Source organism: Pelagibius sp. CAU 1746, from assembly GCF_039839785.1.
Classification (GTDB): domain Bacteria; phylum Pseudomonadota; class Alphaproteobacteria; order Kiloniellales; family Kiloniellaceae; genus Pelagibius.
In genome coordinates, this window is sequence record NZ_JBDOQT010000001.1 from 1,152,774 (window position 1) to 1,172,537 (window position 19,764).

Annotated in this window: 19 protein-coding genes and 1 tRNA gene; 11 read left to right on the plus strand and 9 right to left on the minus strand. The window is 66.4% G+C overall.

Going from position 1 to position 19,764, the window contains the following annotated elements; all coding sequences use genetic code 11:
* Positions 1-2: 2 nt before the first annotated feature.
* From AAFN88_RS05525 to gluQRS, 3 genes are all read right to left on the minus strand, one after another.
* Entirely contained in the window at positions 3-1,463 is a 1,461-nt protein-coding gene (locus AAFN88_RS05525; RefSeq protein WP_347518858.1) for an alkaline phosphatase family protein, read from the minus strand.
* Positions 1,464-1,581: 118 nt separating this feature from the next.
* Positions 1,582-2,553: a DUF3137 domain-containing protein gene (locus AAFN88_RS05530; protein ID WP_347518860.1), complete on the minus strand. Its 972-nt coding sequence runs from the start codon at positions 2,551-2,553 to the stop codon at positions 1,582-1,584.
* Positions 2,550-3,422 (minus strand): tRNA glutamyl-Q(34) synthetase GluQRS, encoded by an 873-nt coding sequence (gluQRS, locus tag AAFN88_RS05535; protein WP_347518861.1) that lies wholly within the window; start codon positions 3,420-3,422, stop codon positions 2,550-2,552. Before gluQRS ends, AAFN88_RS05530 begins: the two co-directional genes overlap by 4 nt.
* Before the next feature lie 39 nt (positions 3,423-3,461).
* Here gluQRS and AAFN88_RS05540 point away from each other — a divergent pair, with 39 nt between their 5' ends.
* Together AAFN88_RS05540 and AAFN88_RS05545 are read left to right on the plus strand one after the other, a co-directional pair.
* Positions 3,462-4,118, plus strand: coding sequence for a DNA-3-methyladenine glycosylase 2 family protein (locus tag AAFN88_RS05540; RefSeq protein ID WP_347518862.1), 657 nt, complete (start codon positions 3,462-3,464; stop codon positions 4,116-4,118).
* 30 nt (positions 4,119-4,148) lie between these two features.
* Positions 4,149-4,856: an alpha/beta fold hydrolase gene (locus AAFN88_RS05545; protein ID WP_347518864.1), complete on the plus strand. Its 708-nt coding sequence runs from the start codon at positions 4,149-4,151 to the stop codon at positions 4,854-4,856.
* 112 nt (positions 4,857-4,968) lie between these two features.
* Here the strand turns inward: AAFN88_RS05545 and AAFN88_RS05550 are convergent, their stop codons facing one another.
* Positions 4,969-7,134, minus strand: a complete 2,166-nt coding sequence (locus tag AAFN88_RS05550) for a methyl-accepting chemotaxis protein (RefSeq protein ID WP_347518865.1) — start codon at positions 7,132-7,134, stop codon at positions 4,969-4,971.
* Between the two features lie 431 nt (positions 7,135-7,565).
* Here AAFN88_RS05550 and AAFN88_RS05555 point away from each other — a divergent pair, with 431 nt between their 5' ends.
* Positions 7,566-8,126, plus strand: a complete 561-nt coding sequence (locus tag AAFN88_RS05555; protein ID WP_347518867.1) for an HNH endonuclease — start codon at positions 7,566-7,568, stop codon at positions 8,124-8,126.
* A 145-nt stretch (positions 8,127-8,271) separates the two neighbouring features.
* Here AAFN88_RS05555 and AAFN88_RS05560 read toward each other — a convergent pair whose 3' ends face one another.
* The 3 genes from AAFN88_RS05560 to AAFN88_RS05570 all read right to left on the minus strand — a co-directional run bounded on the left by AAFN88_RS05560 (position 8,272) and on the right by AAFN88_RS05570 (position 9,998).
* Positions 8,272-8,760, minus strand: a complete 489-nt coding sequence (locus tag AAFN88_RS05560; RefSeq protein WP_347521637.1) for a demethoxyubiquinone hydroxylase family protein — start codon at positions 8,758-8,760, stop codon at positions 8,272-8,274.
* 107 nt (positions 8,761-8,867) lie between these two features.
* Positions 8,868-9,377 carry a disulfide bond formation protein B gene (locus AAFN88_RS05565; RefSeq protein WP_347518868.1) on the minus strand — a complete coding sequence of 170 codons (510 nt, stop codon included), beginning with the start codon at positions 9,375-9,377 and terminating at the stop codon, positions 8,868-8,870.
* A gap of 39 nt (positions 9,378-9,416) precedes the next feature.
* Positions 9,417-9,998: a YqaA family protein gene (locus AAFN88_RS05570; protein WP_347518870.1), complete on the minus strand. Its 582-nt coding sequence runs from the start codon at positions 9,996-9,998 to the stop codon at positions 9,417-9,419.
* Between the two features lie 180 nt (positions 9,999-10,178).
* On the opposite strand from AAFN88_RS05570, the gene AAFN88_RS05575 reads away from it, so the two are divergent.
* Positions 10,179-10,595: a nuclear transport factor 2 family protein gene (locus AAFN88_RS05575; RefSeq protein ID WP_347518872.1), complete on the plus strand. Its 417-nt coding sequence runs from the start codon at positions 10,179-10,181 to the stop codon at positions 10,593-10,595.
* Between the two features lie 38 nt (positions 10,596-10,633).
* Here the strand turns inward: AAFN88_RS05575 and AAFN88_RS05580 are convergent, their stop codons facing one another.
* Complete coding sequence (locus tag AAFN88_RS05580) at positions 10,634-11,140, minus strand: cold-shock protein (RefSeq protein WP_347518873.1); 507 nt, start codon at positions 11,138-11,140, stop codon at positions 10,634-10,636.
* Between the two features lie 640 nt (positions 11,141-11,780).
* Between AAFN88_RS05580 and AAFN88_RS05585 the strand changes: the two genes are divergently transcribed.
* The 6 genes from AAFN88_RS05585 (at position 11,781) to AAFN88_RS05610 (ending at position 16,968) form a co-directional block, all read left to right on the plus strand.
* Positions 11,781-11,867: transfer RNA gene (locus AAFN88_RS05585), tRNA-Leu, on the plus strand.
* 290 nt (positions 11,868-12,157) lie between these two features.
* Positions 12,158-13,099, plus strand: coding sequence for a proline iminopeptidase-family hydrolase (locus tag AAFN88_RS05590; protein WP_347518875.1), 942 nt, complete (start codon positions 12,158-12,160; stop codon positions 13,097-13,099).
* 20 nt (positions 13,100-13,119) lie between these two features.
* Complete coding sequence (locus AAFN88_RS05595; RefSeq protein ID WP_347518877.1) at positions 13,120-14,058, plus strand: ABC transporter permease; 939 nt, start codon at positions 13,120-13,122, stop codon at positions 14,056-14,058.
* The gene (locus AAFN88_RS05600; RefSeq protein ID WP_347518879.1) at positions 14,055-14,924 is read left to right on the plus strand and encodes an ABC transporter permease; all 870 of its coding nucleotides are present in this window, start codon (positions 14,055-14,057) and stop codon (positions 14,922-14,924) included. The genes AAFN88_RS05595 and AAFN88_RS05600 overlap by 4 nt, the downstream gene beginning before the upstream one ends.
* Positions 14,921-15,898: an ABC transporter ATP-binding protein gene (locus AAFN88_RS05605; protein WP_347518880.1), complete on the plus strand. Its 978-nt coding sequence runs from the start codon at positions 14,921-14,923 to the stop codon at positions 15,896-15,898. Before AAFN88_RS05600 ends, AAFN88_RS05605 begins: the two co-directional genes overlap by 4 nt.
* A complete protein-coding gene (locus AAFN88_RS05610) occupies positions 15,895-16,968 on the plus strand; it encodes an ABC transporter ATP-binding protein (protein WP_347518882.1) in 1,074 nt (357 codons plus the stop codon). The genes AAFN88_RS05605 and AAFN88_RS05610 overlap by 4 nt, the downstream gene beginning before the upstream one ends.
* A gap of 7 nt (positions 16,969-16,975) precedes the next feature.
* On the opposite strand, the gene AAFN88_RS05615 is transcribed toward AAFN88_RS05610, so the two are convergent.
* A complete protein-coding gene (locus AAFN88_RS05615; RefSeq protein WP_347518883.1) occupies positions 16,976-17,821 on the minus strand; it encodes an IclR family transcriptional regulator C-terminal domain-containing protein in 846 nt (281 codons plus the stop codon).
* A 206-nt stretch (positions 17,822-18,027) separates the two neighbouring features.
* Here AAFN88_RS05615 and AAFN88_RS05620 point away from each other — a divergent pair, with 206 nt between their 5' ends.
* Complete coding sequence (locus tag AAFN88_RS05620) at positions 18,028-19,554, plus strand: ABC transporter substrate-binding protein (RefSeq protein ID WP_347518884.1); 1,527 nt, start codon at positions 18,028-18,030, stop codon at positions 19,552-19,554.
* The last annotated feature ends 210 nt before the right edge of the window (positions 19,555-19,764 follow it).

Genomic DNA, 19,764 nt, shown 5'->3' on the forward strand with positions numbered 1-19,764 from the left:
CTTCACCCGCCGCCGTGTTCCGCCTTCCAGGCGCGCAGGCGCGCCTCGATCTCCTCGACGCTGCCGCCGTCGTCGACGGCCTGGCGGATGACCGGGATGGGCACGCCCTCGGCGGCCTCGAAGTCCGTCGCGCCGCCGCCCTGCTTGGCGTAGTCCGGCGGCACCTTGAAGCGTGGCACGTCGCTGCGCGCCTTGTCGCTCAACACGCTCTCGAAGGTCGGCGCCACGGCCACCCGCTTGCCGAGGCCCGCGCCGGCGGGGTCGACACCCTGCCACTTCAGGATGCTGGCGATCAGCGAGGTGTGGTCGTAGGGGTGCTTGCTGCCGGCCGGCGCGCGGAACACCGTCCCGGCGGGGATCCAGGGCGAAGCAAGGACCGTCGGCACGCGCACGCCGTAGCGGTCGAACTGGAACCCGTTGGGGCCGCTGTGCTGGTCCGGCTTCACCGCGCCCCAGCCGGGGTCGACATGATCGTAGGTGCCGCCGTGTTCGTCGAAGGTGACGACCAGCAGCGTGTTGGCCCAGGCCTTGGGATTGGCGGTCAGCGCGTTGTAGATGTCGTTCAGGAAGGCTTCCCCGGGCCCCACCCAGGTCGGCGGATGATAGTCGTCGCCCTGCTTGCCGATGAAGGTGTCGGGCAGGCCCTTGCCGTAGCCCCAGGCGGGCTCGATGTAGGTGAAGGCGGGCAAGATGGCCGCTTCGGCGCGCTTGAAGAAGGTGTCCATCGTCGCGATCTCCGCCCAGCCGGCGGCCTTCTTCGCGTCGTCGATGAAGGGGAAGCTGTACTCGGTGTAGCACTTCTTGTCGTGCCAGATGTCCTTGTAGTAGATCCCCCAGCTCACGTTCTTGGGCAGAGCGTTCCAGATGGTCTTGGTCTTGAACTGCTCGACCGCCGAGAGGTGCAGGTTCTTCACCCGTCCCAGCGACGTGCCGCAGAGGCTGAAGGCGCGGTTGGGGTTGGTCTGGGTCGGCACCGAGGAGAACCAGCGGTCGCTGACGGCATAGGCGCCCGCCAGCCCGCTGAGCGCGGGCAGCTGCGACAGATCGTAGGCGCCCATGACCTCGCCCAACTCGGCCCAGCTTTCGTAGACGGAGTCGAAGTCGTAGGCGAAGCCCTTCATGCGGGCCGGGGTGCCCGGCTTTATGTCGGGCATCTTGCCGTTGCCGTCGGCGAAGAGCTGCACCGTCACATGCTCGAAAGGCTCGTTGGGGTCCAGCCGCGGCACGCGCAGCGGCTGCGCGGCCTTCTCGGTGCCGTGGACCACCGGCAGCTTGGTGCCTTTGTAGTCGTTGTAGTAGGCGCCGCCGGAAAGGCCGTCGAAAGCATCGCCGCTGCCAGGCGGCACGATGCGCTGCGGCTTCCCGGCGTCGTAGAGCCAGCCCAGCAGGTTGTCGAGGGAACGGTTCTCCAGCATGACCAGAACGACGTGGCTGATCTGGTCCATGATCCGCGTCGCTGCCATGGCGGCCTCCCTTTCGCGGCCACACCTCCGAGTTTCGGGGCGTGTTTGTTGCCACCTAAGGTCGCACTTCGCCGGCGGCTGGACAACTGCACTTAAGGAGGGGGCGAACTGATGCGGCTCAGCTCTCCGGCAAGACCTGCTTGCGCTCGCCGTGCAGGGTGTCGATCAGCCGTTGGGGAATGGTGAATTCGCCGGCCAGGCGCCGCAGGTCCTCCTCGCCGTGCGCCAGGGAGCGGTGGAGGCGGCCGATCTCGAAGAGGTTCTGCTTCTGCGGCAGGGCGACGAGGAAGCGGCCCTCGATGAAGGCGCAGTTCACCGCGTCCCGGCCCAACTCGTCGGCCAGGGCCACAAGAGTGTCGCAAAGGCCGGGCTGCAGCAGGCGGCGCGCGTCTTCGGGGGCGTCGCTGTAGACCTGGAAGCGTGCCTCGAAAGCATCGTGAGTCAGCGTCACCGCCTCGACGCCGTCGAAGGCGCCGCGGATCTTGTCGGCCACCCAGTTGCCCAGCGCGCCCTTGTCGCCGACCAGCAGCACCACGCCCTCGAAGGCGACCGGCACGCCGACTTCGCAGAGCAGTCCTTTGAAGACCGTTGTCTGGCGTTTGCGGCGGCCGCCGCTGCGTCTCCTCAGACGTGCCTCCACCATGCGGAAGTCGGTGCCGCGATGGCGGCCGATGAAGAGGTCCTCCAGCTTGGACCGGTTGAAGGCGCCTGTGATACCGGCGCGCTCGACCCGTGACAGATCGAAGTTTCCGCCAGGATCGCGGTGATGTTCGGTCTCGCCCAGAAAGCGCAGCAGCGGCGGGATGAAGAGGGCGCGCACCGCTTCCTTGTGGCGCCGCGCCGGGCCCAAGGCCCACCAGCCGCCGGCCGCGCCGCCGAGGATCAGAACGGCGATGGCCGCCGCCGGAACTTCCTGCAGCCAGATGACGACCGCGGCCAGGATGACGGCGCCGCCGGCGCCGGCGGCGCGCAGCCGGGCCGTGCGCAGGCGGCCCTTGCGCGCCGCCTCCAGGGCCGGCAGGTGGGGCGCGATCTCCGCGGCGAAGACCTCCGCCAGGCTCGCTTGCGCCCCTGTTTGCGTTTCGGTCACGACACGGCCTCTTCCGCAATTCCCGTCATGGCGATGACCTCCGCCGGGCTGCGGCCGGCCGCGCGCAGGGCGCGGATCGCCAGGGCGTCGCTGCGCTTGGCCAGGCGCTCGCCCTTGTCGTCGGCAATCAGGCGATGGTGGTGGTAGTCGGGCACCGGCAGGCCGAGCAGTTGTTGCAGCAGGCGGTGGACGTGGCTCGCCTCGAAGAGGTCGGCGCCGCGGGTCACCAGGGTCACGCCCTGGGCGGCGTCGTCCACCACCACCGAGAGGTGATAGCTGGTGGCAATGTCCTTGCGGGCCAGCACCACGTCTCCTTGGGGCCGTGGATCGCAGGCCTGGCTGCCGCGGGCGCGGTCGTGCCAGGTGAGGGGGGCGCCGTGGTCCGCCACGGCTTCGGCCAGGGCGCGTTCCATGTCCAGGCGCAGGGCGTAGAGCGTCCCCCTTGCCTTGCGGTCCTGGCGCTCGGCCGGGCTCAGGCCGCGGCAGGTGCCGGGGTAGAGGTCGCCGGCAGGCCCGTGCGGCGCGGCGGAGGCGCGGGAGATCTCGGCGGCGATCTCTTTTCTGGTGCAGAAGCAGGGGTAGACCAGATCGCGCGCTTCCAGATCGGCCAGGGCCTCGGCGTAGGCGGCCATCCAGTCGGACTGGCGGCGCACCGGGGTCTCCCAGGCCAGGCCCAGCCAGGCCAGGTCCTCGAAGATCGCGGCCTCGAACTCCGGGCGCGCCCGCCCGCCGTCGATGTCCTCGATGCGCAGCAGGAAACGCCCGCCTTGTCCGGCCTGGCGGGCGGCGAAGAGCGCCGAATAGGCGTGGCCCAGGTGCAGGTAGCCGCTGGGCGAGGGGGCGAAGCGGGTGACTTCGGGTGCCGACATGCGATTGGCCCTAAGCTACTCCCGCGTTAAAGTCCAGTCATGATCCCCGACGCGCAGCCCGACGAATGTCTCCGGCCGGCCATGGACGCCCTGGCGGCGGCGGACCCAGATATCGCCGAAGCCTATGCGCGCTGCGGCCTGCCGCCGCAGCGCGGCAGCGAGCCGGGCTTCGCCGGGCTGATGCGCATGATCGCCGGCCAGCAGGTCTCCGTCCAGTCGGCCCGTGCCATCGTCGCGCGCCTGGAAGAGCGCGTCGACCCCCTGACCGCCGAGCAGTTCCTCAAGGCCAGCGACGCGGATCTGAAGGCCGTGGGCCTCAGCCGTCCCAAGATGCGCTACGGGCGCATCCTGGCCGGGGAGATCGCCGCTGGGGCACTGGATATCCAGGGCCTCGAGGCCCTGGACGACGCGGAAGCCGTCGCGGCGCTCACCCGCGTCAAGGGCATCGGCCAGTGGACGGCGGAGATCTACCTGCTCTTTGCCCTCAAGCGTCCCGACGTCTGGCCGGTGGGCGACCTTGCGCTCTGCGTCGCCGCGCAGCACCTGAAGAAACTGGAGGCGCGGCCCGGCCCCAAGGCGATGCTGGCCCTGGGCGAGGCCTGGCGGCCCCACCGCAGCGCCGCGGCGCGCTTCCTCTGGCACCTCTACCGCCATCCCGGCGTCGCGCTTGGGCGCGGCGTCAAGAAGACAGCCTAGAATTTCCCCGACAGGAAGGATTGGTCAGCAGTGAGCGACGTGATGGAACTGGACGGCCCCAGGCATGGGACCAAGGGCGATGGGCCGCAGGCGCAGGCACGGGCCCTGGTGGTCTTCCTGCACGGCCTGGGGGCGGACGGCAACGACCTCATCTCTCTGGCGCCGCTGTTGGAGCCGCTGCTGCCGGACACCGCCTTCGTGTCGCCGCATGCGCCCTATCCCTGCGACATGGCGCCCATGGGCCGCCAGTGGTTCAGCCTGCAGGACCGCGACCCCGAGGTGCTGCTGGCCGGGGTGCGCGACGTTGCGCCCAGCCTCAACGCCTTTTTGGATGCGGAGCTGGAAAGGCATGGCCTGAGCGACGACCGCTTGGCCCTGGTGGGGTTCTCGCAAGGCACCATGACGGCGCTGCATACGATGCTGCGCCGGCCCAAGGCCTGCGCCGTCATCGTCGGCTTTTCCGGCGCGCTCCTGGCGCCGGAGATACTGGGCGAGAAAATCGTCAGCCGGCCGCCGGTGCTGCTGGTGCACGGCGACGCCGACCCGGTGGTGCCTTTCGAGGCCCTGGCCGCCGCCCGGCAGGCGCTGGATCTGAACGGGGTTCCAGTCGCCGCCTATCCGCGCCCAGGCCTGCAACACGGGATCGATCAGGAGGGCTTGCAGCTCTGTGCCGCGGCCCTGATCGAGCATCTCTTTCCGGAGACGGTGCCGTCTGGGGGAAGCGCGGAGGACGGCTAGCGGCCGGCGTTCCGCCGCCGGCAAAAGAAACGAAGCGGGCCGGTATTGGCATCCCGGCCCGCTTCTTTTCTGATCGCCCCCGGTCGGGCGAAGGGCGCGCCGAGGCCCCGGATCAGGCGCTCCGCAGGCCTTCCAGGAAGGTATTGACTTCGGTCCTCAGCAGCTCCGACTGCTTGGAGAGCTCGTCGGAGGCCTCCAGGACATTCGAGGCGGACTCGCTGGTTTCCTTGGTGGCTTCGGAAACGTCGCCGATGTTGCTCGTCACCTCCTGCATGCCGGCCGCGACCTGCTGGGTGTTGCGCGAGATTTCCAGAGTCGCCGCGTTCTGCTCTTCCACTGCGGAAGCGATGGCCGTGGCGTTCTCGCTGATCTCGGTGATGATCTTCTGAACCGTGTCGATCACACTCACCGTTTCGTTGGTCGCGCTCTGCATGCCGGTGATCTGCTGGGCGATCTCCTCGGTGGCCTTGGCCGTCTGGTTGGCCAGGGACTTCACCTCGTTGGCGACCACCGCGAAGCCCTTGCCGGATTCGCCGGCGCGCGCCGCCTCGATGGTGGCGTTCAGGGCCAGCAGGTTGGTCTGCTCGGCGATGTCCTGGATCAGGTTCACCACGTCGCCGATCTTCTGGGCGGCGCCGGCCAGGCCCCGCACGGTCTCGCTCGCCTTGGTCGACTCTTCGGTGGCCCGGTTGGCGACCTGGGTCGACTGGGTCACCTGGGCGCTGATCTCGCCGATCGAGCTCGACAGTTCCTCGGCGGCGGAGGCGACCGTACGGACGTTGGTGGCGGCGTCGTCCGCGGCCCGGGACACGACGCCCGAGCGGTCGTTGGTGCGGTCGGCCGTGCTGGACATGGTCTCCGCTGTGCTGCGCATCTCGACCGTCGCCGAGGCCACGGAGTTCAGCACCACGGTGACTTTCTCGTCGAAGCGCTTGCTCAGGTCCTCGACCTGCTGCGCCCGCTTGGCCTTGGCTTCGGCCTCGGCGGCCTGCTCCTTGGCCAGGCGCTCGGCCTCGATGGCGTTCTGCTTGAACACCTCGACGGCCTTGGCCATCTCGCCGATCTCGTCGTTGCGCTCGCGCGCCGGGATGTCGATGGCCTTGTTGCCGGCCGCCAGTTCGCCCATGGCCAAAGTCATGGCGGAGATCGGACGGACGATGCCGCGGGCGATGAAGATGCCGGCGACGGTGAAGAAGGTCAGGATGAAGGCGGCCAGGATCAGCGAGCTGTTGCGCATCTCGGTCACGCCGGCGAAGACCTCGGACTGGTCGGCGTCGGCCAGGATGGCCCAGCGCACATCGAGGAACTCCACGAAGGTGAACGCCGATACCACGGGTTCGCCGCGGTAGTCGAGCTGCTGGACCATGCCTTGCTGGCCGCTGAGCGCCTGGGCGACGGCATCGTTGTCGATCCGCTGTTTCAGGATCGTCGACTCGTCCTGAAAGCGCGAGTCGCTGCGCATCAGCAGATCGGCGCCGACGATGTAGGTTTCGCCGGTTTCGCCCAGTCCGGCGGTGTTCTGCATCACGGCGTTGATGTTGTCGATCGGCATCTGGAACACCAGCACGCCGAGCGGCTGGCCCGCGTGGTCAAGCAGCGGGGTCGAGATGAAGCTGGCCGGCGAGTCGTTGCTCGGCGCATAGGGCTGGAAGTCGAAGAAGGCCTGGAATCCGGCCTGCGGGTCGGCCATCGCCGCCCTGTAGGCCTTACCAAGGTCGGTGTCCTTGTATTCGCCTTCCATCAGGTTGGTGGCGTAGTCCAGTTCCTTGAAGACCGTGTAGATCAGGTTGCCCCGCGTATCGAACAGGAAGATGTCGTAGTATCCGCGTTCGCGCAGGAAGCGGCGCAGCCAGGGATGGTACTTGCCGTGCACCTGGCTGTAGCGCGAACCGTCCTGGGCCAGGTCGAGATTGTCCTTCTGCCCGGTCGGATTGGGGTTTTCGGTGATGTAGAGCTGGCGCAGGCGATCGCTGGCGCCCGCGCCCAGTTCGTCCCAGGCGGCGGTGAAGGCGGCGGCGGCTTCCAGCACGGACTCGTTGGTGGAGAGAATGCGTAGATCCTGGCGGATGGTTGCCAGGTAATCCTCCAGTGCCGAAGCACGCACTTGAGCGAGCGCCGTCAGTTTCCGTTCGGCTTCTTCGCGGATGGTGCTGGCTGCCTTGAAGTAACTGGCGACGCCTACGGAGAGGGCCGCGACGAGGGCGCTTGCGACAATGACCGCCGGGATCTTGCGGCTGAGGCGCAGCCCCGAAAACAAATTGGACGTGCCTTTGACCATGTGACCGGTTCCCCAAGTGATTCCTGCGAGCATCGATCAACCCGGCATTTGGTTCCCGGCCGGGGCCGGCGCCCAGTAAAGGATCGATACATCTGGAGCCGACAATCGGCTGCCTAGGGGAAGCTACAGATTTATTGTTAAATTTAACTGAAATGATTTAAGCGATTATTGTATAGAACCGGACAATCTTTGGTGGCGTGTATCTTATCGATCATTTTTCTTGCAATAAGTGTAGTGTTGTTTGGAAGATAATCTATCCGGGTCTTGCGGGCTTTCGCGGCGGCGGTCCGCCGGTGTTGCGGTTTTGTGAAGTCTCCAGGCCGGCGAATCCCAATATCTTGTATGGGGGGGCGGCATTTAGTATTTATAGCGGGTCGAAGGGCCTGGCATCCCAGACCTAGATGACGACGCCGAGGAAGGATGGACCGGACATGACCGGTGCTGCACAGACCTATCCAGCGCTCGTCCTCAACGCCGACTTCCGTCCGTTGAGTTACTTCCCCTTGTCCCTGTGGTCTTGGCAGGATTCCATCAAGGCCGTCTTCCTCGACCGCGTGAACATCGTCTCGGAATACGACGAGGTGGTGCGCTCGCCCAGTTTCGAGATGAAGCTACCCAGCGTCATTTCGTTGAAGCAGTACGTCAGCCTGGACCGCCGGCCCGCTTTCACCCGTTTCAACGTGTTCCTGCGCGACAGCTTCGAATGCCAGTACTGCGGCGATGACCTGCCGGCGGAGGATCTGACCTTCGATCACATCATCCCGCGTTCGCGCGGCGGGCGGACTTCGTGGGACAACGTCGTCACCGCCTGCCAGGACTGCAACTTGGCGAAAGGGAACCGAATGCTGGGCGAGTCCGGCATGCGTCTCTTGAGGCCGGTGGAGGAGCCTACCACCTACCAGCTGCAGGACAACGGCCGCTGCTTCCCGCCAAATTTTCTTCACGAAAGTTGGCGGGATTTTCTTTACTGGGACAGCGAACTGGAGTCCTGAGGCGGCTTGCTTCGCGATTTTGCCATGCTTCGAGACGCGCGCTTTCGCGCGCTCCTCAGCATGAGGGAAGGTGGCTCGGCCTCATCCTGAGGAGCGATCCGCCAGGATCGCGTCTCGAAGGATGGGAGGTCGGAATCGGCGCTAGCTAGAAGCGTTCCGACAGCCAGATGGCGAGACGCGAGCCGGCCTTCACCGCGCCGCTCAGCAGTTCGTAGCCGGGCGTCTCCTCGGCACCGTGCTGCAGGCCGATGTCGCGGTGCTCCAGCTCTTCCTGGCGGAAGGTCTCGATGGTGTCCTTCAGCGCCGCCTGGTCGTCGCCCAACTGGGCGTTCTGGCCGGCGTAGTGCTCGTCGATGACTTCCTCGACCGCGACCGTGCAGGCCATGGCCGCTTTCTCGCCCAGCATGGCGGTGGCCGCGCCCAGCGCGAAGCCGGCGATGTGCCAGACCGGCTGCAGGGCCGTGGGGCGCACGCGGTTCTCCACCATCAGCTTCTCGAAGGTGCGCAGGTGGTGCAGCTCCTGCTCGTGCATGTGCTTCAGCGTCGGCGCGCAGGCGCTCTTGCCCAGCACCGCGAGCTGGCCTTCGTAGATGCGCCGGGCGCCGTATTCCCCGGCGTGATCGACGCGGATCATGCGGGCCAGGCGTTCCTGCGGCGCCAAGTCACCTGGTAAGTAGTCGCCGGGCAGGTAGTCATTGGGCAGGGTGTCGGTTCGGTCTTCGTCTGTCTTAGGAGCGTCCGTCATGTCTGGGCTCCCTTGCTGGTGGAAAAGGCTGCCCAGAAGGATAGCGCGGCCAGCAGGACGTAGGCCAGGACGTTGAAGCCGGCCATGGAGATGCCGAAGATCTCCCAGGGGATCTTGTCGCAGGGCGCGAAGGGCTGGTTCAGCAGGATCTCGCGCAGCTGCTCGACGGTGGCATTCTCCGGCAGCGCCGGGGCGTGGCACTCGGCCGTGCCCTGCCACCACTTCTGCTCGACGCCGACGTGGAAGACCGCGATGGCGGCACCGCCGAGGAAGGCGAGGCCGCTGCCGAGAAGAGCGAGACGCCGCCCCGCTGCGCTGCCGGCCGGCAGGAAGGCGAGCACGGCGAAACCCAGGGCGATGCCGTAGGCATAGCGCTGGTAGACGCAGAGGACGCAGGGGTAGAGGCCGCCCCAGTACTGCGAAGCGAAGGCGGCGCCCAGCGCGCCGAGACAGGCGGCGGCCAGCAGCGCCGGCAGGGTGCGGGGGTTGCGCAGCAGAAGGTCCATGGGCCGGTGTCGCTTCTCTTTCTTTGTGGGCTTTGCAGGCTAAAACAGATAGCGCAGGGCGATGAAGCCGCCGAACAGCAGGACGAAGAAGAGGATGGTCAACTGCGGCAGGTAGCGTTCGATGAAGCCGCGGATCGGCGGGCCGAAGTGCCACAACAGCGCCGCGAGCAGGAAGAAGCGCGCGCCGCGGGAGATCACCGAGGCAATCATGAAGACGCCGAAGTTCAGGTCCATGACGCCGGAGGTGATGGTGATGACCTTGTAGGGGAAAGGGGTGAAGCCGGCGCCGGCGACGATCCAGGCGCCCCATTCCTCGTAGCCGGCCTGGAACTCCTGGAAGCGGTCGACATAGCCGTAGAACTCGACGATCGGCTGGCCGAGCGTGTCGAACAGCAGGGCGCCGATGGCGTAGCCCGCGACGCCGCCGGCCACCGAGGCCAGGGTGCAGACCCCGGCGATGACCCAGGCGCGCTGGCGCGCCGCCAGGATCATGGGGATCAGCAGCACGTCGGGCGGGATGGGAAAGATGGAGGACTCGACGAAAGAGATGACGGCCAGGGCCCAGAGGGCATAGGGGCGCCCGGCCAGGTCCATGGTCCAATCGTAGAGTCGCCGCAGCACGCCCGATCAGACCCCTCTGGTGCGTTTCGGTCCGGATTCTTCCGCCCCGGCAGACCGCTGGGGCAGGCGAACGTCTCCTTTAGCAGGGCAAGGGCCTGTAGACAATTAGGTTGCGGGCAACGGCCCTGGGAAGGTGCTAGGCTGGCGGCATTGGCCAGCGGCTGACCCCCAAGGGAGCGCATGCAGGAGCACGCCGATATCATCTTCGCCAACGAGGCCTTCTACGTCGCCTTCCAGATGAAGGATCTGGAGGCCATGGAGGGGCTCTGGGCGCAGGCGGCGCCGGTGGCCTGCACGCACCCCGGCTGGCCCTGCCTGAACGGGCGCGAGCAGGTGCTGAAGAGCTGGCGGGCGATCTTCGAGAATCCCGATGCCGTGGCCGTCACCTGCCGGGCCGCCAAGGCGCGCCGCTACGGCGATACCGCCTTTGTCACCTGCTACGAGGTTATCGGGGAAAATCTGCTGGCGGCGACCAACGTTTTCGTCCGCGAGGAGGGGGCTTGGAGGATGGTGCATCATCAGGCCGGGCCCTGCCATGTGACGCCGCCCGAACTGGGCGAGGACGACGAGGAAGAGGAGGCCGGGCGGCTGCAGTAGGCCGCGCCCGGGCGTCTGTAGGCTCGCTTGCCGTCGGGCTAAATCAGTTCCACGTGCTCGGCCATCGGGCCCTTCTGGCCCATGCGGGTCTGCAGCCGGACGCGCTGGTTCGGCTGCAGCGCCGGCAGGCCGAAACGCTCCAGCGTGCGGCCGGAGACGAAGACGTCCTTGCCGCCGTTGTCCGGGATGACGAAGCCGAAGCCCTTTTCGACATTGAAGAACTTGACCGTGCCCTCGACCGTCTCGGTGGCACCCTGGTCTCCGGCCGCGGCGCCCGGCGGCGGCGCGGCGGAGGCTTCGACGGTATGGATTTCCGCCACCTGCAGGCCCTTGCGGCCCTGCATCAGGTCGCAGACGATCGTAGTGCCTTCATAGAGTTCGCGATTGCCCGAGCGCTCCACCACCGAAATATGCAGGAAGGCGTCGGGCGCGCCTTCGCTCAACTGGACGAAACCAAAGCCCTTGGTCGAATTGAACCACTTGACCACGGCCTTTACGTTACGGTGGGTGATTTCTTCTCGATCGAAATCGTGATCATTCGTCATTACAACGGCCACTCCAAGACAAGCAGGGGAGCCCCTTCCTACGTCCTGCAGCCATCGCAGCGCCGGGGAAGCCGGCGGCGTTCCACGCCCTGTCCGCGATCTCCGAACCTCATTGCTTGAGAGACGCCTCTCGTGCCCGGTGAAGGCAAACCGGCGGGACCCACCGTCTTTGTCCCGCAGTCGCGATGCCAGGTTCTTCCCTTTACGGCGCGGGGGTGAGGCCCACACGCCCATCCACCATTAAAGTTCCCCACTCCAAGCTCTACCTAGCCCTCATGTACCACGCTCAACGCCCCTGTAAGCGTTCGTTCCATTCAGCTTTTCCTACTCAAAAAGGACAGTTTTTCGCTGAGCGATACGTCCTGAACGTAGCATATGCGCGTTGCATTTAAACGTGTCTGTCAGATCAGTGCCATAGAAAAGCGAGGGAGACCCTTGCGGAGGCGGCCGTCGGTGGCGCCGCGCAGCCCCGGCGCGGCCTCCTGCGGGCGGCGCCGCAGGCGCGGTTTTCCGCGGCTTTGCCGCAGACCGGACCGGCAGCGAAGTCACCGGTTGCCAAGCGCGCGGCCCTGGCTATGATGCGCTCCGGCCGGGCGCCGGGACCCACTCCGCCGCCCACGGCCCTTTCCCCGGTCTCGGGGCCCCTGTGGCGGAATTGGTAGACGCGACAGACTCAAAATCTGTTTCCCGCAAGGGAGTGCCTGTTCGAGTCAGGCCAGGGGCACCATTTCGGACGTGAGCGCTTGGCGCGCGGCCCTTCCAAGTAAAATAAGACGAGTTGGACGCTTCTCGGCCGATCCGCCGGGGCCGCTTGGTTCCTGCGCCTCCAGCGCGCGTGCAAGACCTGACACCAGCGGTTTCGGATGGCCTTTCGTCGGATCCTCCCGGCGTCGGCGCGGCACCATCGATTAAGCCGCTTGACGCTCGCCGGTGGATGAAGGCAAAGTTCACGTATGGATATGCAATTGTATGTATTGTATATCGATACTTAGATGATGCTTTCAGGGAGAAGGTTGCATGGGTCTCGAGCCGGTGGAGATGGGTGACGCTGGACGCTGGTCGAAGGTGCCGGATCCGGTCGTCGAGACGATTACCGTCATGGGCCACCGGATCGTCACCTACAGCTACGGCGAAGGTGAAGAGGTGCTGCTGCTGCTCAACGGCGGACCGGGGCTGCCTTGCGAGTACATGCGGGTGCCGCACGCGCCGTTGGCGGGGCGCGGCTATCGGGTGGTGAGTTTCGACCAGCTCGGCACCGGCGCTTCGGATCGGCCGCGCGATCGCGGCCTCTGGACCATCGAGCGCTATGCCCGGGAAGTCGAGGCGGTGCGCGAGGCGATGAACCTCGGCCGCGTGCATCTCGCCGGGCATTCCTGGGGCGGCTGGCTGGCAATCGAATACGCGGCGCGCTACGGCGAGAACCTGAAAAGCCTCATCCTGCAGAATACCTGCGCCGATATTCCCCACCTGGTCAGCGAACTGGGCCGGCTGCGCGATGCCCTGGGTCCGGAAACCGGGGCCATGATGCTGGCGCACGAGGCCGCCGGAGATTTCGAGCACCCCGCCTACAAGGGCGCGATCACGGTGCTGAACTACCGCCACGTCTGCCGGCTGGACCATTGGCCCGAGCCGTTCACCCGGTCGATCGGCGACAGCAACCGCGAGATCTACAATATCATGCAGGGGCCGAACGAGTTCCTCTACACGGGCAACCTGCGCGACTGGTCCCGCCTGGACGACCTGGCGGAGGTCAAGGTGCCGGTCCTGATCCTGGTCGGCGCTCACGACGAGATCACCCCCGGCTGCGCGCTGCACATGCGCAAAGCGCTGTCCTCCGCAGAGGTGGCGGTCTTCCCGAACAGCGCGCATGTGCCGTTCTACGAGGAGCCGGACGCCTTCCTTGCGCGATTGACCGGCTTTCTCGACGGCGTCACGGGCCGAGCCGAGCGAGCGGCCTGAAACCCGGCGGAGACGGACCCATGGGACGCTTCGGTTTCGTTCTCTACCGGCCGCTTCAACTGATCCCCGTGCTGCTGGGGATCAGCATCATCACCTTCATGATCCTGCAGGCGGTGCCCGGAGACCCGATCCGCACCATGCTGGGCGAGAAGGCCTCGGCCGAGGTGGTGGCCTCCCTGCGGGCGCGCTATGGCCTCGACCAGCCGGCCATCGTTCAATACTTCATCTACCTGAAGAACCTGATGCAGGGAGATCTCGGCCAGTCGATCGTCTACAAAACCGACATCTCAAAGCTCATGGGCCGGCGCATCGAAGCGACCCTTTTCCTGTTGGCCTACGGCACCGTTATGGCGGTCGCCATCACGCTGCCCCTCGCCATCGTCTCCGCCGTCAACAAGGGGCGCTGGCCGGACCAACTGGTGCGGACCTTCTCCACCCTTGGCCTCGGCTTTCCGCCCTTCTGGCTGGGCATCATGCTGATCATCGTGCTCAGCGTCTGGGTCGGCTGGTTTCCGGTTGCCGGCTACGGCGAGGGCTTCACCGGCCATCTGCACCACCTCTTTCTGCCGGCCCTGACCATCGCCCTGGCGCTCTCGGCGATCCTGACCCGCACGCTGCGCGCCAGCCTGCTGGAGACCCTGGGAGCGGATTTCATCGTCGCCGCGCGCTCCAAAGGCCTGCCCAAGCGTTGGATCTTCTACCGCCACGTCCTGAGGAACTCCGTAATCCCCGCGATCAATCTGCTGGGGGTGAACATCGGCTGGCTGATCGGCGGCACCGTGGTCATCGAGTCGGTCTTCTCCGTCCCCGGTCTCGGGCAGTTCATGGTGCAGTCGATCTTCGCGCGCGATTACTTCGTCGTGCAGTCCCTGACGCTGATCTTCGCCGGCGCCACCGTGATCGTCAGCTTCACGGTCGATGTCATCACCGTGGCCCTGGACCCGAGGATCCGGATGTGACGAACCAGACGCCGCCGCTCGCCCGGCACCGCTTCGCGCGCCCGCCGGCCTTGCCCGCCTGGCGGGGCCAGCCGCTGGCGCTGCTCGCCGGGCTCGCCATCGTCGGCTTCTGGCTCGCGATTGCCGCCGGCGCCGGCGCCATCAGCCCCTACGACCCCAACGCCCACGACTATGCGGCGGTGCTGCAGGGGCCCAGCCCGGCCCACTGGCTGGGCACCGACAATTTCGGGCGCGACATCCTTTCGCGCATCCTGCACGGCACCGTCGTCGACCTGCAGATCGGCGTGCTGGGCGTCTTGCTGCCCTTCCTGCTCGGCACCGCCATCGGGCTCTTCGCCGGCTATTTCGGCGGGCTGGCCGATATCGCGCTGATGCGCCTGCTGGACATCATGCTGGCCTTTCCCTGGCTGGTGCTGCTCATGGCGATCATCGCGGTGCTGGAGCCGGGCATCCACAGCTTCTACATCGCCATCACCTGCGTTGGCTGGGTGTCCTACGCGCGCCTGATCCGCAGCCGGGTCCTGGTGCTGAAGAGCAGCGAGTTCGTGCTCGCCGCGCGCAATCTCGGCTATGGGCACCTGCGCATCATGTGCCGCCATATCCTGCCCAATGCCTTGGCCTCTTCCATCGTCTTCGCGATGTCCGACGTGGTCCTGGTGCTGCTGGCCGGCGCATCGATCAGCTACTTGGGCATGGGCGTCCAGCCGCCGACCGCGGAGTGGGGCGTCATGATCGCCGAAGGGCAGACCTTCATCACGACCGCCTGGTGGATCGCCGCCTTCCCGGGGCTGGCGATCGTCATCATGGCTTTGGGCTTCAGCCTGCTGGCCGACGGCCTGGCGGAGAAACTGGGAGTGGAGCATTGAGCGCCCCGCTGCTGGAGGTCAGCGGCCTCGGCCTGCAGCTCGGCCAGCGCGCGCCGATCACTTTGTTGCAGGATGTCAGTTTCGCTCTGGAGCGCGGCGAGATCCTGGGCATCGTCGGGGAGAGCGGATCCGGCAAGTCGCTGACCTGCCGCGCCATCACCCAGTTGCTGCCGCCCAACATCCGCCGCAGCGAAGGCAAGATCCGGCTCGGCGGGCGCGAAATCCAGGACTTGTCGGACGCGGACATGACCAAGGTACGCGGGCGCGAGATCGGCATGATCTTCCAAAACCCTTCGTCCTTTCTGGACCCGGTGATGACCGTGGGGGATCAGATCGCCGAGGCCGTTCGCGTCCACATGGGGGCGAGCCGCCGCGAGGCGCTGGCCGAGGCGGTGGAGATCCTGCGGCAGGTCGGCATCCCCGACCCGGCGAGCCGCGCGCGCAGTTTTCCGCACGAGTTCTCCGGCGGCATGCGCCAGCGCGCGATGATCGCCGGCGCCATTGCCTGCCGCCCCAAGGTCTTGATCGCGGACGAACCCACCACCGCGCTGGACGTCACCATTCAGGCGCAGATCCTGCGGCTGCTGCTGCAGATGCGCGACGAGAAGAGCCTCGGCATCATTCTCATCACGCACGATCTTTCCGTGGTGACCCAGACCTGCGACCGCGTCGTGGTGATGTATGCGGGGCGGCTGATGGAGGCGGCTTCGGTGCAGGAGATTCTGACCGCCCCGTCGCATCCCTACACCGCGAGCCTCATCGCCTCGCAGCCGGAGCGTGCCCGGCCAGGCGAAGCCCTGCCGGCGATCGGCGGGCAGCCGCCGGGCCCGCAGGAGGAGCTGGCGGGCTGCCGCTTCGCACCGCGCTGCGCTCGCGCCGAACGGCTCTGCGAAGTCACGGTGCCGGAGCCCCACCAGTTCGCGCAGGGGCATGTCAGCGCCTGCCACTTCGCCGGTAAGGTGCGCTTGCAATGAAAGCTCGGGACGGCGACCTGCTGACCGCCCGCGACGTGGTCGTCAGCTTTTCCGGCGGCGGCTCCCTCGCCGATGTGCTGCGTCGGCGTCCCGCCAGGGAGGTGCGCGCCGTCGACGGGGTCGGGTTGCGCCTGGCGGCCGGCGAAACCCTGGGCATTGTCGGCGAGTCCGGCTGCGGCAAGACGACGCTCGGCCGCACGCTGCTCGGCCTGACGCCGCGCAAGGCCGGCGAGATCCTGTTCAAGGGCCGCGACCTCGACGATCTGCTGGCGCGTTCGCCGCCCGAATTCCGCCGCCGCGCCCAGATGATCTTCCAGGACCCCACGGCCTCGCTCAATCCGAAGATGACGGTCTTCGACACCTTGGCGGAAGTTCTCAAGGTGCATCGCCTGGCGCCGGAGGGGCGCCTGGAGGACGCCGTGGCGGCCCTGCTCAACACGGTGGGCATGCCGGCGGACTTGATGTACCGGCGCCCCCGTGCCCTCAGCGGTGGCCAATGCCAGCGCGTCGGCATTGCCCGCGCCCTGGCCTTGAAGCCGGACCTGATCGTGGCCGACGAGTCGGTCTCGGCGCTCGATGTGTCGGTGCAGGCGCAGATTCTCAATCTCTTGATGGAGCTGCAGCACAGCCACCACATGGCGCTGATCTTCATCAGCCACGACCTGACCGTGGTGCAGCACCTTTGCCAGCGGGTTGCCGTGATGTACCTGGGCCGGATCGTGGAGGAGGGGCCGGCCGAGGAGATCTTTGCGCAGCCGAAGCATCCCTACACCCAGGCCCTGCTGGCCGCCAAGCCCAAGCTCGGCGGGGCGAGCCTCGCCGAGCTGGAACTGCTGCAGGGGGAGCCGCCGAGCCCGCTTTCGGTCCCGCCGGGCTGCGCGTTTCATCCCCGCTGCCCGCATGTCATGGCCGCCTGCCGGGAGGCGCCGTCACCGGCGTTGCGTACCCTACGGGCGCAGCCGTCCGGAGCGGTCTCGGTCGCCTGCCATCTCTACGGCGCGGCTTCGGATCAGGAAATGCCGTCCGAACTTGCGGCGGCACGGCTCAAGGCCGGCACGTCGGAGCACTGAAGCACGCTCAGCCTGCAGTACCGACGCCTAGAGCCCGGGAGATGTCCAAGGCGGCCCTGGTGACCTTAGGCGCAAGCTTGCTGCGCACCTGGGCGATCGACCATGTCGGCGTCGACACGCAGATATTGATGGCGCCCATGGGCATCGAATCGCGCCCCCGTACCGGCGCCGCCACGGTCAGTTCGCCGGTGATGCACTCCTGGTCGGCCAGGGTGTAGCCGCTCTCGCGTCCCTCGGCGACCCGCTGCAGAATGGCTTCGCGGTCGGTGATGGTGCGCGGCGTCAGGCTCTTGCGGTCGGAGGCGTCGATCAGCGCCATGGCCGCGGCAGCGTCCAGGGCGGAGAGGTAGGCCCGGCCCGAGGCGGTGCAGAACATCGGGGCGCGGCCGCCGATCGCCGGATTGGGGACCGGAGAATCCGGGCTCGGCAGGCGGATCACGTACATCACGTCGGTGTCGATCGGCAGGGCGAAGTTCGTCGCTTCGCCGACTTCCTCATGCAACCGCACGACGAAGGGCGTGGCGATGGCGACCAGGGGGTTGCCGTGCAGAAACATGAAGGAGAAATCGAGCAGCCGGCGCGACGGCCGCAGGCGGCGCGAGCGCTCGTCCTTTTCCAGCAGGCCCAGCTTGCCGAGAGTGTGGCAAAAACGCTGTGCGGCACTTTTTCCCAGGCCGGTTTTCGCAGCGATCTCCGACAGGCCGAGGGAATCGCTCTCGTCATAGAAAGCTTCCAAAACGGCCAATCCCTTGGCGAGAGACTCCACGAAAAGTGGGTCCCGCGCACCGCCTTCAAGCAGCGTGAAGCCCTTTGCCCGGTGCGGCGGCTCAGAGGTGTCGGTGCTCAATCCCATGGCTCTTCCTTACTGATTCTCTCCGCACAATAGCAATTCCTTTCTCAAATGCGGGTGTTATACTCGGAACCGATGAGCGGTACAACGTATTGAAATACGATACTGTACCTTGAATAAATGCTCTGGCACGCACCGCCCCCGAGAGGGGCGGGAACGAACGAGACCAACCGGGCGGTCGTCCCGGAACCGGAACAGGAGGAATGATAATGCGGAGACATGTAACGAGAACGCTCGCGGCCGCTGCCCTCGCCATTGGGGCATTCGCGGTGGCCGCGCCGTTGTCCGTCCCGGCCCTCGCAGCCGACGTGCTGCGGATCGGCCGCGATGAGGACAGCACGACCTTGGATCCGATCAAGACGACGCAGAACGTCGATATCTGGGTCATCAATAACGTCCATGCCTTCCTCGTGCGCTCGAACCGCGAAGGCAACGATATCGAGGCCGACCTGGCGGAGAGCTGGACGGTGTCCGACGACAAGCTGACCTTCACCTTCAAGCTGCGCGAGGCCAAGTTCTCCGACGGCAGCCCGGTGACGGTCGGAGACGTGGTGTTCAGCCTGACGCGGTTGCGGGACAACGAGGAGTCGACGCAGCGCTCGCTGTTTCAGGTGATGGAATCGATCGAGGCCATCGACGACCGGCATGTGGCCGTCACGCTGTCGCAGCCCTCGGCGGCTTTCCTCTCGACGCTGGCCATGTACGCGGCCTCGATCCTCCCCGAGAGCGCGGTCACCAACCTGGGCGACGACTTCGGCGCCCAGCCGGTCAGTGCCGGCGCCTACCGCGTGGCCGAATGGCGCCGCGGGGAGTATCTGGCCCTGGAGCCGAACCCGCACTACTACGGCGGCAATCAGTCAAAGGTCGATCGTGTCGAGTGGCACGTCGTGCCGGATGACAACACGCGTGTCCTGCAGGTGCAGGCGGGCGAGCTGGAGGTGGCACTCGGGGTTCCCTTCTCGATGCTGCCGTCGATCGAGAGGGATCCCAATATCCAGGTCCATCTCGACCCTTCGACACGGGAAGACTCGCTGCTGCTGAACCACGAGAACAAGCTGCTCGCCAATCGTGACGTGCGTCTGGCCGTCGACATGGCGATCAACGAGCAGGCCATCGTTCAGGTCGTCACCTTCGGCCGGGGCGAGGTCGCCAACTCTCTCGTGCCCAAAGGGACGCTCTATTATCACGCCGCGAACAAGAACCACCCCAATGACGTGGCGACGGCGGCCAAGCTCATCGAGGACGCCGGCTTCAAGGGCGAGACACTTGAGTTCGTGGTGCCCGCCGGCAACGAAGTGCGCGAGCAGACAGCAATTATCGTCCAGGAACAGCTCAAGGCCATCGGCCTCGACGTCGACATCCGCAAGGTCGACCCCGGTCAGGTCTGGTCCACCTTCGTCGATGGCGACTACGACCTCTCCATGGCCTATTGGACCTACGATATTCTCGATCCCGATCAGAAGGTCGCCTTCAGCGTCTCGGCTGACGACAACAAGAGCTACTTCACCCGCTACGAGAACCCGGAAGTCACCAAACTGGTCAATGAGGCCCGCACGGAACTGGATGCGGAAAAGCGGCGCGATCTGTACTACCGGATCCAGGAAAAGGTGAAGGAAGACGTGCACTGGGTGGATCTCTACTACAGCCCCTTCAGCAACATCACCAGGAAAGGCGTTTCGGGCTTCTATCAGAACCCCATGGGCGTGATCCCGCTGCAGGAGATTTCCATCAACTGACGTGGAAGGCTGTTGAAGCCTTTTACGGGTCTCACAGCAATGCCGCCCGGCGCAGCCCCCTCCCTTCACGCCGGGCGGTTTTCGAACTCGGGGCGGCATTGCGGTGCCGCCCATTTTTTTGGCCGCGGTGTTCACCCGTCAGTTGGCGGACGCCGGCACCGCGCGGATGTCCCGCGGCGCCTCGTCCACCTGGTCACGCGGGTCGGGCTT

What these genes read in the sequence shown, in the direction of transcription:
- AAFN88_RS05615 (WP_347518883.1), bottom strand. Translation starts at nt 17,821, where the DNA reads ATGGGATTGAGCACCGACACCTCTGAGCCGCCGCACCGGGCAAAGGGC.
- AAFN88_RS05575 (WP_347518872.1), top strand. Translation starts at nt 10,179, where the DNA reads ATGCAGGAGCACGCCGATATCATCTTCGCCAACGAGGCCTTCTACGTC.
- AAFN88_RS05540 (WP_347518862.1), top strand. Translation starts at nt 3,462, where the DNA reads ATGATCCCCGACGCGCAGCCCGACGAATGTCTCCGGCCGGCCATGGAC.
- AAFN88_RS05620 (WP_347518884.1), top strand. Translation starts at nt 18,028, where the DNA reads ATGCGGAGACATGTAACGAGAACGCTCGCGGCCGCTGCCCTCGCCATT.
- AAFN88_RS05560 (WP_347521637.1), bottom strand. Translation starts at nt 8,760, where the DNA reads ATGATCCGCGTCGATCACGCCGGGGAATACGGCGCCCGGCGCATCTAC.
- AAFN88_RS05590 (WP_347518875.1), top strand. Translation starts at nt 12,158, where the DNA reads ATGGGTCTCGAGCCGGTGGAGATGGGTGACGCTGGACGCTGGTCGAAG.
- AAFN88_RS05595 (WP_347518877.1), top strand. Translation starts at nt 13,120, where the DNA reads ATGGGACGCTTCGGTTTCGTTCTCTACCGGCCGCTTCAACTGATCCCC.
- AAFN88_RS05550 (WP_347518865.1), bottom strand. Translation starts at nt 7,134, where the DNA reads ATGGTCAAAGGCACGTCCAATTTGTTTTCGGGGCTGCGCCTCAGCCGC.
- AAFN88_RS05525 (WP_347518858.1), bottom strand. Translation starts at nt 1,463, where the DNA reads ATGGCAGCGACGCGGATCATGGACCAGATCAGCCACGTCGTTCTGGTC.
- AAFN88_RS05555 (WP_347518867.1), top strand. Translation starts at nt 7,566, where the DNA reads ATGACCGGTGCTGCACAGACCTATCCAGCGCTCGTCCTCAACGCCGAC.
- gluQRS (WP_347518861.1), bottom strand. Translation starts at nt 3,422, where the DNA reads ATGTCGGCACCCGAAGTCACCCGCTTCGCCCCCTCGCCCAGCGGCTAC.
- AAFN88_RS05610 (WP_347518882.1), top strand. Translation starts at nt 15,895, where the DNA reads ATGAAAGCTCGGGACGGCGACCTGCTGACCGCCCGCGACGTGGTCGTC.
- AAFN88_RS05580 (WP_347518873.1), bottom strand. Translation starts at nt 11,140, where the DNA reads ATGACGAATGATCACGATTTCGATCGAGAAGAAATCACCCACCGTAAC.
- AAFN88_RS05565 (WP_347518868.1), bottom strand. Translation starts at nt 9,377, where the DNA reads ATGGACCTTCTGCTGCGCAACCCCCGCACCCTGCCGGCGCTGCTGGCC.